The sequence below is a fragment of the Endozoicomonas sp. Mp262 genome, from assembly GCF_025643335.1.
GTDB lineage: Bacteria > Pseudomonadota > Gammaproteobacteria > Pseudomonadales > Endozoicomonadaceae > Endonucleibacter.
The window spans coordinates 5,001,056-5,016,971 of record NZ_CP092489.1; the positions used below are offsets into that span (position 1 = coordinate 5,001,056).

16 protein-coding genes and 1 pseudogene are annotated in these 15,916 nt (G+C 46.7%); 10 read left to right on the forward strand and 7 right to left on the reverse strand.

The window, feature by feature from the left end; all coding sequences use genetic code 11:
- Window position 1: 1 nt before the first annotated feature.
- Window positions 2-1,369 (reverse strand): anaerobic C4-dicarboxylate transporter DcuC, encoded by a 1,368-nt coding sequence (gene dcuC / locus MJ595_RS22310; protein ID WP_263080357.1) that lies wholly within the window; start codon window positions 1,367-1,369, stop codon window positions 2-4.
- A gap of 441 nt (window positions 1,370-1,810) precedes the next feature.
- On the opposite strand from dcuC, the gene htpX reads away from it, so the two are divergent.
- The 4 genes from htpX (at window position 1,811) to MJ595_RS22330 (ending at window position 4,731) form a co-directional block, all read left to right on the forward strand.
- The gene (gene htpX / locus MJ595_RS22315) at window positions 1,811-2,698 is read left to right on the forward strand and encodes a protease HtpX (RefSeq protein WP_263080358.1); all 888 of its coding nucleotides are present in this window, start codon (window positions 1,811-1,813) and stop codon (window positions 2,696-2,698) included.
- A gap of 138 nt (window positions 2,699-2,836) precedes the next feature.
- The gene (rnd, locus tag MJ595_RS22320) at window positions 2,837-3,982 is read left to right on the forward strand and encodes a ribonuclease D (RefSeq protein ID WP_263080359.1); all 1,146 of its coding nucleotides are present in this window, start codon (window positions 2,837-2,839) and stop codon (window positions 3,980-3,982) included.
- A gap of 7 nt (window positions 3,983-3,989) precedes the next feature.
- Entirely contained in the window at window positions 3,990-4,283 is a 294-nt protein-coding gene (locus MJ595_RS22325; protein WP_263080360.1) for a YcgL domain-containing protein, read from the forward strand.
- Between the two features lie 4 nt (window positions 4,284-4,287).
- Window positions 4,288-4,731: a YcgN family cysteine cluster protein gene (locus tag MJ595_RS22330; protein WP_263080361.1), complete on the forward strand. Its 444-nt coding sequence runs from the start codon at window positions 4,288-4,290 to the stop codon at window positions 4,729-4,731.
- Window position 4,732: 1 nt separating this feature from the next.
- Here the strand turns inward: MJ595_RS22330 and MJ595_RS22335 are convergent, their stop codons facing one another.
- From MJ595_RS22335 to MJ595_RS22355, 5 genes are all read right to left on the reverse strand, one after another.
- Entirely contained in the window at window positions 4,733-5,290 is a 558-nt protein-coding gene (locus tag MJ595_RS22335) for a nitroreductase (protein ID WP_263080362.1), read from the reverse strand.
- Window positions 5,291-5,313: 23 nt separating this feature from the next.
- Window positions 5,314-6,180, reverse strand: a complete 867-nt coding sequence (queF, locus tag MJ595_RS22340) for an NADPH-dependent 7-cyano-7-deazaguanine reductase QueF (protein ID WP_263080363.1) — start codon at window positions 6,178-6,180, stop codon at window positions 5,314-5,316.
- A gap of 132 nt (window positions 6,181-6,312) precedes the next feature.
- Window positions 6,313-7,092: an ABC transporter permease gene (locus MJ595_RS22345; RefSeq protein WP_263080364.1), complete on the reverse strand. Its 780-nt coding sequence runs from the start codon at window positions 7,090-7,092 to the stop codon at window positions 6,313-6,315.
- Complete coding sequence (locus MJ595_RS22350) at window positions 7,089-8,015, reverse strand: ABC transporter ATP-binding protein (protein WP_263080365.1); 927 nt, start codon at window positions 8,013-8,015, stop codon at window positions 7,089-7,091. The genes MJ595_RS22345 and MJ595_RS22350 overlap by 4 nt, the downstream gene beginning before the upstream one ends.
- Before the next feature lie 105 nt (window positions 8,016-8,120).
- Complete coding sequence (locus tag MJ595_RS22355; RefSeq protein WP_263080366.1) at window positions 8,121-9,023, reverse strand: TIGR01777 family oxidoreductase; 903 nt, start codon at window positions 9,021-9,023, stop codon at window positions 8,121-8,123.
- A 512-nt stretch (window positions 9,024-9,535) separates the two neighbouring features.
- Between MJ595_RS22355 and MJ595_RS22360 the strand changes: the two are divergent.
- The 5 genes and pseudogenes from MJ595_RS22360 to ptsG (MJ595_RS22380) all read left to right on the forward strand — a co-directional run.
- A pseudogene (locus MJ595_RS22360) lies at window positions 9,536-9,670 on the forward strand (LacI family DNA-binding transcriptional regulator); the annotation flags it as partial.
- Between the two features lie 27 nt (window positions 9,671-9,697).
- Window positions 9,698-10,543 carry a substrate-binding domain-containing protein gene (locus tag MJ595_RS22365; protein WP_263322570.1) on the forward strand — a complete coding sequence of 282 codons (846 nt, stop codon included), beginning with the start codon at window positions 9,698-9,700 and terminating at the stop codon, window positions 10,541-10,543.
- A gap of 57 nt (window positions 10,544-10,600) precedes the next feature.
- A complete protein-coding gene (locus MJ595_RS22370) occupies window positions 10,601-10,789 on the forward strand; it encodes a hypothetical protein (protein WP_263080367.1) in 189 nt (62 codons plus the stop codon).
- A gap of 115 nt (window positions 10,790-10,904) precedes the next feature.
- Window positions 10,905-12,335 carry a PTS glucose transporter subunit IIBC gene (gene ptsG, locus MJ595_RS22375; protein WP_263080368.1) on the forward strand — a complete coding sequence of 477 codons (1,431 nt, stop codon included), beginning with the start codon at window positions 10,905-10,907 and terminating at the stop codon, window positions 12,333-12,335.
- A 373-nt stretch (window positions 12,336-12,708) separates the two neighbouring features.
- The gene (gene ptsG / locus MJ595_RS22380; RefSeq protein WP_263080369.1) at window positions 12,709-14,169 is read left to right on the forward strand and encodes a PTS glucose transporter subunit IIBC; all 1,461 of its coding nucleotides are present in this window, start codon (window positions 12,709-12,711) and stop codon (window positions 14,167-14,169) included.
- A 35-nt stretch (window positions 14,170-14,204) separates the two neighbouring features.
- Here the strand turns inward: ptsG (MJ595_RS22380) and MJ595_RS22385 are convergent, their stop codons facing one another.
- The gene (locus MJ595_RS22385; RefSeq protein WP_263080370.1) at window positions 14,205-14,885 is read right to left on the reverse strand and encodes a hypothetical protein; all 681 of its coding nucleotides are present in this window, start codon (window positions 14,883-14,885) and stop codon (window positions 14,205-14,207) included.
- A 360-nt stretch (window positions 14,886-15,245) separates the two neighbouring features.
- Between MJ595_RS22385 and MJ595_RS22390 the strand changes: the two genes are divergently transcribed.
- Entirely contained in the window at window positions 15,246-15,908 is a 663-nt protein-coding gene (locus MJ595_RS22390) for an FAD-dependent oxidoreductase (RefSeq protein ID WP_263080371.1), read from the forward strand.
- Window positions 15,909-15,916 lie beyond the last annotated feature (8 nt).

A 15,916-nucleotide genomic window follows, 5' to 3' on the forward strand; every position in this document is an offset into this window, starting at 1 on the left:
TTTAGGCCATCATGGGGACTAAAATCAAGGTGCCCACAATCACTGTTGCCAAACCAACGGTAACTGGTACAGAGGTACGCTTTACAACCTCTAAAGGACTGATGCTGGCCATACCAGAAGTTGCCACCACAACACCGGATACCGGGGACATGGTACGCCCCAGATTTGATGCCTGCAGCATGGGAATAATCAGGAAGGCTGGACGAAGCCCCATCTTCATCGCCAGTGCCGGAGCCAGTTCAACAAAGGCATAGAAAGGTGCATTACCGGAGCCCGTGGCAATGGCTGCGGCCACGGTCAAACCAGCCAGTAGCAGCATCAGGGCAAATCCCCCGGCACCGGCTGCATCGGCCAGGCTCAGCAGAGTATCAATGGCACCGATAGCCATCAGGCCCTGGGCAAAGGTGCCCGCAGCAACCAGCAACATCACCACACCCTTAAAGGCCTCCGCCATACCCTGATAGCAACTCTCCATATTTTCCAGTGTCTTACGTCCATCAAAACGGTTTACAGCAAAGTCCACCAATCCACTGATCGCGATGGAAAGCACAACAATAGTGTAGATATCCAGTTCCAGGCCTGGAATCGTGCGACCGTTAAAGAGGAAAACTCCGACAATGGGTAAAAATGGCAACACACAATAAAAAGTGGGAGCCTTGGCTTCTATCCGGGAAATATCCACCCGCTCCATAGGCGTATTATGCTTCTTATCCAGATATTTGTTCCAGAAAAAGGCGGCTACCGCCATCGTTGCAATGGCAGACAGAGAGACCGGCAGAACAGTCTGTACGGCAAACACATCCAGCGGCAATCCGGATTTTTCAGCCGCTAATATCACATCCCCTGAAGTGGGAGAAAGGATAATCGCGGCAGGTGAGGCACAGATCGCTACCGCAGCCGGCCGGGAGATCCCCATGGCGGTCATCATCGGAAACAGGGTAGCCATCAACAATACGCCAAGACCTGTAGCGGAGCTTACGGCCAGAGACATCAGGCAGGCAACAATGTAAGCAGCAACCAACAGAATATAAGGTGACTTAATAGCCTTTAGTGGTTTTGAGAATTGCTTCACCACCATATTGTTAGCATCAATATGGGTCATGTAGGCAGCAAAGCCACACAGTAGCATGATCTGCATACCCAGCCCCCCGCCGCGATAACACAGGGTATATTTCACATACTCCAGGGCATCTGTAACAAAATTGCCTGTGGAAACCACTTTATCAGGTAGTAGATCTTTACCCAGCAGTCCGGCAATCAACAGCAACACAATTCCAGCCGTTAATAACACACCTGCAGGCCTATAATCCTTAATAATAAAGTAACCGACCACGGCAGTTACTACCAACCCAATAAAGAGTTCAAGCATAGTTATCCTCAAAAAAAACATTATCACGAAAATTACGGACGGAAGGGTAAACACACCGAATGGAAAGAGAGCGAATGAAGAGTTAAAACAGCCAATTCAGCCAGAAGCAAATACATTCAAATACGCGAAACCATAAAAAAATCCAAAATACTGCGCTCAACCAGAACCCGGAATTTACCTAAAGAGACCAAGGGTGACGAGACTTATCAGCAAAAGTTGTGATCCAGAGCAATTATCACACTAGGGGCTGTTGACGTTTGCTCGTGTGCTCAGCCAAAACCAGCGGTTTCGTGGCTAGCAGCCTGTCGGACTTTGTGGCTCCAAGAAATAAAAGGAAAACAGTCTCAATAAACAGTAAATGTAAATATTTACCATTGAAATCTGGTTAATTGATCGCCATATTCTTACCAATGAAAATGACAAAAGGTAACCACTCAGGCAATGAAAAGAATCTTGCTATTTCTAGGAACAAACCTTGCGGTTATTGCACTGGCCACTATTACCCTTAATATTCTGGGTGTTGGCAGCTATATGTCTGCAAAGGGGCTTGACCTGGGCTCCCTTCTGGTATTCTGTGCAGTTTTTGGTTTCGCAGGCTCTTTTGTGTCGCTGTTCATTTCCAAATGGATGGCGAAAATGAGCACGGGCACCCAGATTATCGAACAGCCCCGAAATGCCCAGGAGCGCTGGTTAGTGGATACGGTTGCCGAACTGTCTGAAAAAGCAGGTATCGGCATGCCGGAAGTAGGAATATTTCCATCTCCCGAGTCCAATGCCTTTGCAACGGGATGGAATAAAAACGCTGCCCTGGTTTCAGTCAGCCAGGGTTTGCTGGAGCGTTTCAGCCCCTCAGAAGCACGGGCAGTTATCGGCCATGAAATCGGTCATGTAGCCAACGGGGATATGGTCACCCTTTCCCTGATACAGGGTGTCGTGAACACCTTCGTTATGTTCTTCGCCCGGCTTATTGGTTATGCCGTAGACAGCTTCCTGCGTAAGGATGAAGAAAACAGCGGCCCCGGCATCGGCTTTTACATTACCAGCTTTATTGCCGAGATTATCCTGGGCTTCCTGGCCAGCGCCATTGTCATGTGGTTTTCCCGCCAGCGGGAATTCCGTGCCGACGAAGCCGGAGCCCAATTGGCAGGCACGGGCAATATGATTGCAGCACTGGAACGACTACGTTCAGAATACGAAGCACCCACTGTAATGCCTGCCACAATGTCTGCCTTTGGCATTCGCAGTGGCCTTAAAGAAGGCCTGGCGGCGATGTTCACCAGTCACCCACCACTGGATCAGCGTATTGCAGCCCTGCAGAGCAGAGGCTAAAAACAACAAGGTCGAGTCCTGGCTCGGCCTTTTGTGTCCTATATAACCAAAAACACGTCTAAAAAAAACCAAGATTAATAGAGCGACAGTTTAGGTTAGGCTTCTTATAATGGGTTTTTAAAAGAAACCCGGTTCACTATGCTTCAGGAATCCCCCTCTCCAATATGGATATCAGATAACACTGATCTTGCTAAATACTGCCAGCACTGGTCACAACTCGGAAAAATAGCCCTGGATACGGAGTTTATTCGTACCGATACCTACTATCCCATTCCAGGCCTTATTCAAATCGGGATTGAGAATAATGAAATCTTTCTGGTTGATCCGCTCACCATTGACCAATGGCAACCTTTAAAAGAATTACTGGAAAACCCGGCCATCTTAAAAGTTATCCACGCCTGCAGTGAAGATCTTGAGGTCATTGAGCTTTTAACCGGTGCCCGCCTTAACCCGATTTTTGATACCCAGCTGGCGGCAGCCTATGCCGGTATTGGTTACTCCCTTGGCTATCAAAAACTGGTCAAGCAACTACTGGGAATAGAGCTACCAAAAGATGAAACCCGGTCAAACTGGTGCCAGCGTCCCTTGACAGAAGCGCAACAGCATTATGCAACCCTGGATGTACTCCACCTGTTAACTATCCACTCTATCCTGAACAAAGAACTGGAAAAAAATACAACAAAAGCCTGGCTTGAAGACGATTGCAACCAGATGAAATCTTCAATTTATAGCAATAACGCAGAAGATGCCTGGAAAGAGGTTAAGTGCGCCTGGCAGCTTTATCCGCAACAGCTGGCGGTTCTGAAAAGCCTGTGCATCTATCGGGAAAACAAAGCCAGACAGCGAAATCTACCCCGAAACCGTGTTATACCCAAAGGCAGCCTTTGGCCAATGGCTCGCTACCAGCCAGACAACCTAAAATCCCTCAGTGCTATTCAGGATATGAGAAAATCCATCATAAAACGTGATGGTCAGCGACTATTAACCCTTATCAAAACCGCTTCACAGTCACCCCGTGAATACCACCCCAGGCCCCTGCCCCGCCCGCTCCCTAAAAAAACCCGGATATATGGGAAAGCCATTAAAGAGTTTCTCAATACAATGGCTAACCAGCTAAATCTTCCCGTAGAAATACTCTTGCCGTCAAAAACCACCTCTCCCATACTACGCAACTGGTTGGAAACAGGGCAGTTTGCACTGCCTGAAGCATTGCAGGGCTGGCGACGGGAAGTTATTGGTATTCCCCTGATTAAAAAGCTCAATACTCTGATAGAAACTCCATAGGTTTGCCATGAAGTTACTGGTATCTGTCTACAAAAGCCCTGTAAAGGATGAAATGTATTTGTATGTTCTTAAAAAGGAACAGTTAACACGCGTGCCTGAAGGACTTACAACCCTCTTCGGACAGCCCCGGCATGTGATGGATCTTCTGTTAACCCCGGAACGTAAACTGGCAAGAGCGGAAACAACCCAGGTTATCCAGCTTCTTGAAGAGCAGGGCTATTACCTGCAAATGCCACCCCCACAAGATGATTATATTGAACACCTGCCGGATGAATTACTCACCAAAAATGATCCGGTTTAGATATATGGACAATCCCTTCTGGCAGAAAAAACCATTGCATGCCATGTCACATGAGGAATGGGAAAGCCTTTGTGATGGCTGTGGCAAATGCTGTCTGCACAAACTCGAAGATGAAGATAGCGGTGATGTCTACTATACCACCGTAGCATGTCAGTTACTGGATATCCCAAGCTGCCAATGCAAGGACTATGACAACCGTAAAAAGAAAGTGCCTGGCTGTATCAAATTAACCGTTGATGATATAGCACACTTCCACTGGCTACCTGAAACCTGTGCCTACCGGTTACTGGCAGAAGGGCAGTCACTGCCTGACTGGCACCCATTAATCTCAGGGTGCCAGAGCTCAGTTCATAAGGCAGGACTATCGGTCAAAGATTATGCCCATCCGGAACAGGATATTCCTGAATCCGAATGGGAGGACTATATTATTCCTGTGGAGCAACTTTGAATTACTCCCAAGCGCTAACAAAATCATCAATACTCAACTCGGGTCGTTTTTTCCGGGCACCATAAGGTGTTCCAAGGTATATAAAGCCTAATAGCTGCTCATTTGCCTCAAGGCCAAGACCAGAGGCCACCATAGGATGATAACTGATAGCTCCTGTCCGCCACATAGCCCCCATACCCTGGGCATAGGCCCCATGAAGGATGTTTTGAGCGGCAGCCCCTAAAGAGAGCTGCTGCTCTATTTCCGGAATTTTGGGATGCTGCCGGGCTTTACAGACCAGCGCTATCAATACAGGCGCCCTTAAGGGCATTCCCCGATAACGGTTCAGTGCATCCTCAGATAAATCCTTCTGATCTGAAAGCACTGCCTCCGCAAACAGGTCACCCAGCCGGTTACGGGCATCCCCCTTAATGGTTATAAAACGCCACGGCCTCAGACGACCGTGGTCAGGTGCCCGCAAGGCAGCCTTGAATATCAGCTCCAACTGTTTTTCAGTGGGTCCTGGCTCAGTCAAAGCCGGATTGGACACTCTATCAACTAAAGCCTCTTTTATATCCATTAACAGCCCCCGGAAAACAACAATTACTGCCTGATAAAACGCACAGGTTTTGGCATTTTATTCTGTGTACTTCGCCATGGATTGATATCCAACCCACCACGCCGCAGGTACTGAGCATAAACGGTAAGCTCTTCAAACTCAAAGCGCGTTTGTAAGTCAGTAAACACTCGCTCTACACACTGCTCATGGAACTCCTGATGATCCCGAAATGAGCAGATATATTGCAGAAAGGCACTATGATCAATGGCATCCCCTTTATACTCTATCACCAGCGTACCCCAATCCGGCTGACCGGTGACAGGACAGTTGGACTTCAGTAAGTGGGTATGAATGGTTTCCTCCATCCGCCCCTGACCCTTTTTCAGCAAATCAGGATTGTATGAATAAGTAGACACCGAAATATCCAGGTCATCTATGCAGAGACCTGGAGTCGCCTGAAAACCAAAGGTTTCCAGTTGCTGAACGTTCATCAGTGTCACTTTTACCGCTTCTCCGGCACAACCGCTCAAATCTTTTTCCAGGATATCCCTCACCTGACTCTCATCACTGAACTCAGATTGATTAAACGAGTTCAGATACAGCTTGAGGGATTTGGACTCAATTAAGTGGGGAGAGTGGCAGGGCAACTCAAACAAAGCCACCCGAACAACTGGTTTGCCCTGCTTATCGAGCCAGGACAATTCATAGCCATACCAGAGGTCACGGCCATAAAAAGAGAGACTATCAGAATCAATACCCAGTTCTTTCCGCTTAACACTTCTCAAAATTGGAAATAACAATTCCGGATTATAAGCCGTCTCATACTGGCTATTTTTACCCAGGGGCGACTTATGCAACAACTCACTCATGAAAAACTCTTGATTAATCAGGGCATTCCACAGAATACCCATTTAAATAGCAGACAGAACCTGTGCTGATACAAGATAGCATCAATAATCACACTTCCTGGGGAAAAGGGAGTCATTGATGGGGAGTAGGTATCCGTACCATTCCCACATTAACTATCCCTGGTAGTAACAAGGTTAACTTCGGAGCCCCTTGCCACTATTAAGCAGATAAATACTGGCGGCAGTTAAAACGATAATTGCCATAGCCATGACAGAAAATGCCATGGAGACACTGACACCACTGGCTTCACCCAGAATGCCATAGCGGAAGGCATTAACCTGATAAAGAATAGGGTTCAGCAGGGAGACTTTCTGCCAGAATGCGGGCAGCACTTCAATGGAATAAAACACGCCTCCTAAATAGGTTAGCGGAGTCAGAACAAAGGTAGGAATAATAGAAACATCATCAAACTTTTTGGCGTAGACCGCATTAATAAAGCCGCCTAAGGCAAAAAGTACCGCCGTCATCACAACCGCCAAAATAGTGATGAGCAGGTTATGCAGATGAAGATCCACAAAAAACAGCCCTAAGCCCATAACAATCAGGCCGGAAATCAGTCCCCTGGCAGAACCACCCAGCACATAACCCGCCAGAATAACCCAGTTGGGTACGGGGGAAACTAATAATTCTTCAATGTTTTTCTGGAATTTGCTACTGAAAAAACCGAAGGCCACATTACTAAAGCTATTGGTGATCACGGACATCATCACCAGTCCCGGCACCACATAGGTCATATAGCCGAAGCCACTCATAGAACCGATGCGCGACCCGATGACCCCACCAAATATGACAAAATACAGTGACATGGTAATCGCTGGCGGTAGCAATGTCTGGGGCCATATCCGCATAAAACGACGGACTTCCCGGACAAATATGGTACAAAAAGCCACCCATAGAGGCTGCCATTGCTTCATGACTTCTGTTCTCCACGGGTCAGGTTCACAAACAGCTCCTCCAGCCTGTTGGCTTTATTCCTCAGGCTCACCACCTCAATCTTGTACTCACTGAGCTGCCTGAAGAGTCCGTTAACACCCACTGTTTTATCCACTTCTACCTCTAAACTGCTAACATCCCGCTTCTTTACGGAATATCCTGCAAACTCAGGCATGGTTTGAATGGGTTCACGCAGATCCAGAATAAAACTCTCTTTCTGCAACTTACCCAACAATGACTTCATGGAACAATCTTCAACAATCCTTCCCTGGTCAATAATGGCAATATTGCGACACAACTGCTCAGCCTCCTCCAGGTAATGGGTGGTAAGAATAATGGTGGTACCCTGCTGGTTAATTTCCTGGATAAAATCCCACAGACTTCTTCTCAGCTCTATATCAACACCGGCAGTGGGCTCATCAAGGATAAGCACCTCCGGCTCATGAATCAGCGCCCGGGCAATCATCAACCGGCGTTTCATGCCGCCGGATAACATCCTTGAAGTTGACTGTCGCTTATCCCAAAGTCCCAGTTTTTTCAGATAGTGCTCAACTCTCGGTCGGGCCTGATGGGCAGAAATGCCATAATAACCCGCCTGCGTCACCAGAATATCTTCAACTTTTTCAAACTGATTAAAGTTAAATTCCTGAGGCACTACCCCCAGCGATCGCTTGGCCTTCACCAAATCGGTGTCGATACTATGGCCGAATACACGAACGTCGCCTGATGTTTTTCGGACAAGTGAAGAAATGATACCAATGATGGTGGACTTACCTGCACCATTAGGTCCCAGCAGGGCAAAGAAATCGCCCTCTGATACTGAAAGATTGACCCCCTTAAGGGCTTCCATGCCACCGGCATAGGTTTTTTTCAGATTTGTAATTGTTAGAGCCTGGGTCGTCATTATTACCCGGTCACCCTCAAATAATAAATGTCCTCCAGATTTTATTATATTTTGAATATATAAATAATATTTAAATCTCGAAACGCTATAACGCTTTTCAACATATCAGGACAAAAGATCCTTAAGCGCTTCCTGTAGCTCTGGATAGTTAAAGCTAAAACCCGCTTCAGTCAGACGCTCCGGATAAACCGCCTGCCCCTCAGTCAATAACTGCGATGACTCGCCAAGAGCTATTCGTAAAGCCATTGCAGGAACTGGAATCAGGGCAGGCCGATGTAAGGCGGCTGCCAGCGAACGGGTAAAGTCCCGGTTACTGACAGGATTAGGGGCTGTGGCATTATAAATCCCCTCAAGCCCAGGCGTTTTCAACAGAAACAGTAATAGCCTCACCATATCTTCCCGATGAATCCAGGACATCATCTGCTTTCCATCAGCAATGGGTCCCCCCATGCCCAGCCTGAACCCCGGCAACATCTTGGCCAAAGCACCACCGGCCGGATGCAACACGACGCCTGTCCGGACAATAATAACCTTTACCCCAAAGGAAGAAGCCCTTTGCGCTGCCTGTTCCCAGCGTTGACAGAGAGACGCGGCAAAGTCATTTCCGGGGGAATTGCTCTCATTCAACACTTCAGTGGCTGAATGACTGCCATAATAACCAATGGCTGACCCACTGATTAACAGCTTCGGTCGGTTTGACATTCGCTCCAGTAAATCCACCAGCTCAGAAGTCAGCGCTATCCGGCTGTCTTCCAGCGCCTTTTTCCGTGAAATACTCCAGCGTTTATCCATGATGCCTTCACCCGCCAGGTTAATAACTGCATCAAATACGTCAGATTGATCAATTGCAGCCATTGATGAGACAACATTGATATCAGGTGATACCTTATTCTTTACCTGTTCAGGCCTCTGTCGACTGATCACCGTAATTTTATAACCATCCTTCAGCAGGCTACGAACCAGGCTGCCGCCAATAAACCCTGTTCCTCCGGTAATAAGTAGTTGCATGACCGTTCTCCTGGGAATTATCCACACACAAAAAACCCGGGTCCCCTCAAACCCGGGTGGCACTGGCTGGTTTTGGTGAAGGTTCCCGCTTCTTTATTTATATCCCTGTTAAGTAGGAGTAACAATGACTGCGATGGCTTGATGCTGAATAGCCGTGAATTATTGTTTGAAACCATTCACATCGAATTGCCTTTACGCCTCCAACTATACGTATTTTTACCTAGATTTTATTGATCCCTGTCAATATTTACGCTGCAAATGCGAAAATATGAAAAATAGCGTTTAATTTTGATATACATCAACCTTCTTTCTCGATCACAGCAATCCATCCACCAAAAATGCAACCTCTTTCGCCAGATCCTGTGCTCAAAAAATCCGTATATTCTTTAACAATGCTTAGCGGCACTAGTATGATTCCATGCCATCAAGCATGTAGTTACCAGCAATATCCCCCTGTAATACACACAAAGGAAATTGAGAACTAACGGTAACCGTTAAACTTCAGGAATGAGAGAATGACCACCATAAAAGATGTTGCTGAGCGCGCAAAGGTTTCACGGGCAACGGTATCCCGGGTTTTAAACAATACCGGCCAGGTCACTGACACTACCCGGGAACGGGTAGTAGCGGCAATCAAGGCGTTAAACTACAGTCCAAACCCCCTTGCGCAATCATTGGCCAACAACTCCTCAAATACTGTAGGTCTGATGGTATCGTCATTTCGAGGCGGGTTCTTTGGTGACCTTATGGCGGAAGTTCAGGAGGTGGTTGACTCGGCTGGAAAGTTAATGATTGTAACCCAGGGACGTCACTCTGCCGAGAGTGAAAGGAAAGCCATAGAACACCTGATAAAAATGCGTTGTGACGGACTGATTCTCCATGCCCGCTATTTAAGTGATGAAGAGATTATCGCCATTGCAGAAAAAGCGCCCCCCCTGGTGTTGATTGATCGCAATATCCGCAAACTGGCAAACAATTGCATCACCTTTGACCATGTCAAAGCCAGCGAGAAAGCGATGGGGCAGCTGATTGGCAACGGCCATAGAAAAATTGCCTGCATGGCTGGCAAGCTCACAAAAAGCAAAGCCTACGAACGCTTTCAAGGGTATGTTAATAGCCTTGAACGCCACCATTTACCTGTTGATATGAATCTCGTGACAGAAGGAGCCTATGAACGCGAAAGCGGCTACAGTGCCGCGATGGAATTACTGGCAAAGGCCAGGCCATTCACAGCCATCTATGCCTGTAGTGAAGAACTGGCAGCCGGCTGCATGGATGCCTTCAGGGAACGAAATATTCGGGTACCGGAGGACATATCCCTGGCCAGTTACGACAGTGTTGATTTATGTACGTTTCTTACCCCCCACGTCACCGCACTCCATTTCCCTATCACCGATATGGCACGAACTGCCGGCTGCTTACTCATGCACCGTATTCATCCTGATCGATTTGATGCACCTGAAAATACCGTATTCGAAGGTGAGCTAAGAATCAGGGAATCCATTAAAAAACTGGTATAGAGATGTCATAGGGAATGGGGAATGGGGAATGGGGAATGGGGAATGGGGGGATTGTATATGGCTTTATCCCTATTTCCCATCAACTATCAACAATTAACCACCAACCACCTCCTAACAGGAAAGCATCCCAACTATAGTCTATGCTTCCTATCGTTTATGACGATAAACCATGCCCCTGGCGCTCCTCCTTTCTTTATTTGCCGGGTTTTCAGCCAAAGGGCAGGCCAGGGAAATGGCCTGGGTTAACCTGCTTTAATGCGAGTACCCACCCTGACTTTTAAGTAAAGGATGCTCAAAGCTATCAAGTCCGGCAAACAGTCAATGGGTGGAGCACTCGATTCCTGCCTCTGGAGTCTTCCCCATGCTCAAAAGCGCTTTTGGTACGCTACAGAAGATTGGTCGAGCCTTGATGCTACCGGTTGCTGTACTGCCGGTGGCCGGCATTCTATTGGGTGTAGGCAGTGCCGGTTTTTCATTTATACCAGACATCATATCCCAGGTTATGGCAGAGGCCGGCGGGGCCGTTTTTGGTAATCTCCCTATTATTTTTGCCATAGGTGCAGCAATCGGGCTAACCGAAAATGATGGCGTATCCTCTGTCGCTGCCGTGGTGGGCTATGTGGTCATGCTCGGCACCATGGGAGTTATGGCCCATACCCTCAATATCGAACCCTCTTCAATAATGGGCATTGACTCCATTGATACCGGAGTCTTTGGCGGCATTATCGCAGGCGTTCTGGCCGCCGCCATGTTTAACCGCTTCTATAAGATCAAGCTGCCTGAATACCTTGGATTCTTTGCTGGCAAGCGCTTTGTCCCCATCGCAACAGGCATCGTCGCTATTGCCTCCGGTATTGTCTTAAGCTTTATCTGGCCTCCCGTTCAGGATGCCATTGACCGCTTTTCCCAGTGGGCCGTCACAGAAAACCCCGTACTGGCAGGCTTTACCTATGGCGTGATCGAAAGAGGACTGATTCCGTTTGGCCTTCACCATATATGGAATGTTCCCTTTCAAATGGAAATGGGGGAATTTATTGATGACGCCGGAAATCTTTATACCGGCGATATCCCCCGCTTCTTTGCAGGAGACCCAACGGCAGGCTTTTTGGCCGGGGGCTACCTGTTTAAAATGTTTGGCTTGCCAGCAGCAGCCATTGCTATCTGGCATTGCGCCAAGCCCAAAAATAAAGCCAAAGCGGGTGGCATAATGGTTTCTGCTGCCCTGACTTCCGTATTGACCGGGATCACCGAACCCATTGAATTTTCTTTTTTGTTTGTTGCCCCGATACTCTATGGTATCCACGCGATTCTGGCTGGCCTGGCCTTTGCTATCACCAACTACCTTGATATCAAAATGGCCATGTCCTTTTCTAACGGTATGATTGACTACGTCCTTTACTTTGGAATAGCCACGAAGCCCGTCTGGCTCATTTATCTTGGAGGATTATACGCCATTGCCTATTACATTATATTCAGGATTGTAATTACCGTGATGGATCTAAAAACTCCGGGCAGAGAAGAGGAGTCAGGCTCTGGCAAAGTGGTCATTACTGATGAGATGGTACGCAGGCTGGTGCATGCCTTCGGCGGTAAAAATAATATCAAGAATCTTGATGCCTGCATTACCCGCCTTAGAGTCACCGTACATGAGCGAGAGAATGTAAACCAGGATTTAATCAGGGAATTAGGCGCCACTGCCGTAGTGGTGGTTGGGCAAAATATGCAGGCTATATTTGGCCCCCAGTCTGACAATATCCGAACTGAAATGCAGGAGGCAATGAAAAGCATGTAATACGTAACACATCTCACCTTCGCTGCTATTGTATTTATTCACTGATTAAAAGTTCTGAGCGCATTAATTATGCCAGTTATTGTTTATAACAGTGACACTTAGTCATTTCCATTACGCAATAGTGCAAAAATACTGAAAATATAATGCATTTTTTTGAATGTATGCGTTTACATTTGATAACCTCGTTTTTTTTTGATTTGAGTCAGTCCACCCAGCCCTGATGTGAATAAAAATCGCCCACTGGGTCTGTTTTCTCAAAGTGGTGTTTTTTATTTGTTACTGTTTGAAGCTTTCATCAGTCCTTCCCGTTGTTAACAAATATCAACAATGCTCTGATCTCAGCCAACTCCAGTTTTAAAAAGGGTTACCATCAATGCGCAACGCATTTAGTGTATTACAAAAAATCGGGCGGTCACTGATGCTGCCTGTAGCGATATTGCCTGTAGCAGGCATTCTGCTGGGCATCGGCAGTGCTAACTTTAGCTTTTTACCGGATCTGCTTAGCCATATTATGGCCCAGGCTGGCGGTGCGGTATTTGGTAACCTGCCCTTATTATTTGCCATCGGGGTTGTTTTAGGTCTGACAGATAACGACGGTGTTTCCACTCTGGCGGCGATTGTCGGTTATGTGGTCATGCTGGGAACCATGGGCGTGATGGCTGGCGAACTGGGTGTAGAGACAAAACCCATTATGGGGATCCCTTCTATCGACACCGGTGTATTTGGTGGTATTTTGGCAGGTATTCTGGCTTCCATCATGTTTAACCGCTTCTACAAGATCAAACTGCCCGAGTACCTGGGCTTTTTCGCTGGCAAGCGTTTCGTACCGATTGTTACTGCCTTTGGTGCGATTATTCTGGGAGTTATCCTGAGCTTTATCTGGCCTCCTATTGGTAATGGCATCCAAAGCTTTGGTAACTATGCCATTGAGGGCAACCCGGTAACCATGGGCTTTGTTTACGGTCTTGTTGAGCGCCTACTGGTTCCCTTCGGCCTGCACCATATCTGGAACGTACCTTTCCAGATGCAAATGGGTGAATTTATAACCTCCACAGGCACAGTGGTTACCGGTGATATTCCGCGCTTCTTTGCCGGTGACCCCACTGCCGGATTCCTGGCAGGCGGCTTCCTGTTCAAGATGTTTGGCCTGCCCGCTGCCGCCATTGCCATGTGGCACAGTGCAAAAACCAAGAACCAAAAACGTGTTGGCGGTATCATGATTTCTGCGGCCCTGACTTCCATGCTGACAGGAATCACTGAACCCATCGAGTTCTCCTTCATGTTTGTAGCGCCTGTTCTGTACGGTATTCATGCTGTACTGGCTGGCATTGCCTTTACTATCACCAACTTCTTTGGCATCAAAATGGGAGCCTCCTTCTCCCACGGCCTGATCGACTACAGCCTGTTCTTCGGCATCGGTACCAAACCTGCCATGATTCTGGTGTGGGGTGTTGCCTATGCGGCCATCTATTACACTGTGTTCCGCTTTGCTATCAAGATGTTCAACCTGAAAACACCTGGCCGGGAAACTGAAAGCGAAACATCCGTTAAAATTGAAGTCAACCAGGAGCTGGCTGCTAAACTGTTCACAGCATTTGGCGGTAAGGGCAATATTAAAAGCATTGATGCGTGTATTACTCGTCTTCGCGTCACTGTCCACAAGCCTGAAAATGTTGATGTTGATGCCATTAAAGCCCTGGGAGCAACCGCAGTACTGGTTGTTGGCCAAAATATGCAGGCTATCTTCGGGCCCAAGTCTGATAACATAAAGACAGAAATGAACGAACTCATTAAGAGCGGTGGTGCTCCAGAAGCCACTCCAGCAGCTGCTTAATAGTCTAAAAAATAAAGCGGGAAATCTCTCTCGCTTTATTTTTTCCCTGTGAAACCATGTGCCCTGGACTTTGGCCACGCCCCGCTTTTCAACAACACATAGCTATCAGCAGGCTTGGTACTATAACAGCTCTTTCCATAACATCCGCCCACAGAGCCAAGCGTTGAAGCCCTTTCTATTTGAGCAAGATCCTGCCGGTCTTTCTGGCGAATATGCTTCCTGGTTAGTTTTAATCTTTTCTTATGCCAATGGCGATTAAAGTATGGGGATTGATATCCGGGAAAGTCATAGTAATAGTTCTCTGGAGCCGCTTTTCCATAACTAGCCGTTTTCTTATCCTTTTTGTCTGTAGCATTAATTTCAACAACCTTCAGAATACCGTCCTTGATACAATAACCTGTAGATGACCCCATCAGCGAATCTGCCAGGTTAATCTGCTGTTTATCCAGCTCATCTTTTATTTTCGCTATATCCCACAGCAGCTCATCGCGTTTTTCCAAAACCCCTTTCATAGGTCCATCATATTTAGGGCATTGTCCGCCTTTTGCATGCAGGCAATAAAAATTCAACTGCCAGTCAATCCGGTCAACTTCATCAATATAATGATCAAACTCCTTAAGGATTTTTGCGTAAGTAACAGGGTTGCAACTATCTGCCAGCGCAATCTGGAAATACAATATATTCAGAACCACCAAAAATACTCTTGAGTGTCTCATATTCATTTACCTAAAATATTATTTCAGAGTAAGTTCTAAGTACTTTAGAATAATCATTTAATATATTATTTTTTGTATGAAAATCTCCTTGAATTGACGGGGCATTCAAATTAACTGACATCAATAAATAGCGACTTTCCAAGGCCCTGTAATCTTCCGAAAAAAACCAGAAGATCACTATCAAACGAATCACTTTCAAAACCAAACCTCATTATGAAGCCATGAATAGCAGAGCAACATAAAGAAACATCAATAAAGTATCACTAACACCCTTGAAAGTAGCTCTAACAAATTTTTCCCAATGAAACCATTTCAACTTTATTGACTCTAACGACTAAATATAAGGAAGGACATCATGGTATGGGAATAACAACAAAATTCTATCTAGCCATTATTTTTATTCTAAGCATCGCTGCCCATACAGCAGAATCCGACGTTACTGTTATCGGTGCTGGCCCTGCCGGACTAACTGCTGCAATAACAATCAAGCGACAATTACCTGAAATACAGGTCACCGTTATCAAAAGCCATGAAAAGGGACAGCTGGAAAGCACAGACAGCATTGAAAACTGGCCAGGACACCCTCCAATACCCGGAGAAAAATTATTAAAAAAAATAGAGAAAGAAGCTATTCATCTCGGTGTTATTATCAGACATGACCATATTGAAAACATCAGTCATCATGGTCATAAAAAACTGATTTATGGTAAAAACAAAACTTACCTATCAAGCCTCGTTATTATTGCCACAGGTGCAACGCCTAATATCCCTGAAAGTTTGACGCCTCTTCTGGGAAAGGGCGTATACACATGCGCCACTTGTGACGGCCCCAGAATGAGCCATAAAAAAGCAATCGTCATAGGCGGCGGATCAAATGCCGCAGAAACCGCTTTGGCCCTTCACAACCTTAATGCCGATGTCACAATGATTATCAGGGGAAATTCCCTAAAAGCTGAACAGGTATTGACTGACCGCCTGCTCGAACAGCAGGATATCTCCAAGCTATATAGTCACGAGACCTGAGTTCGACA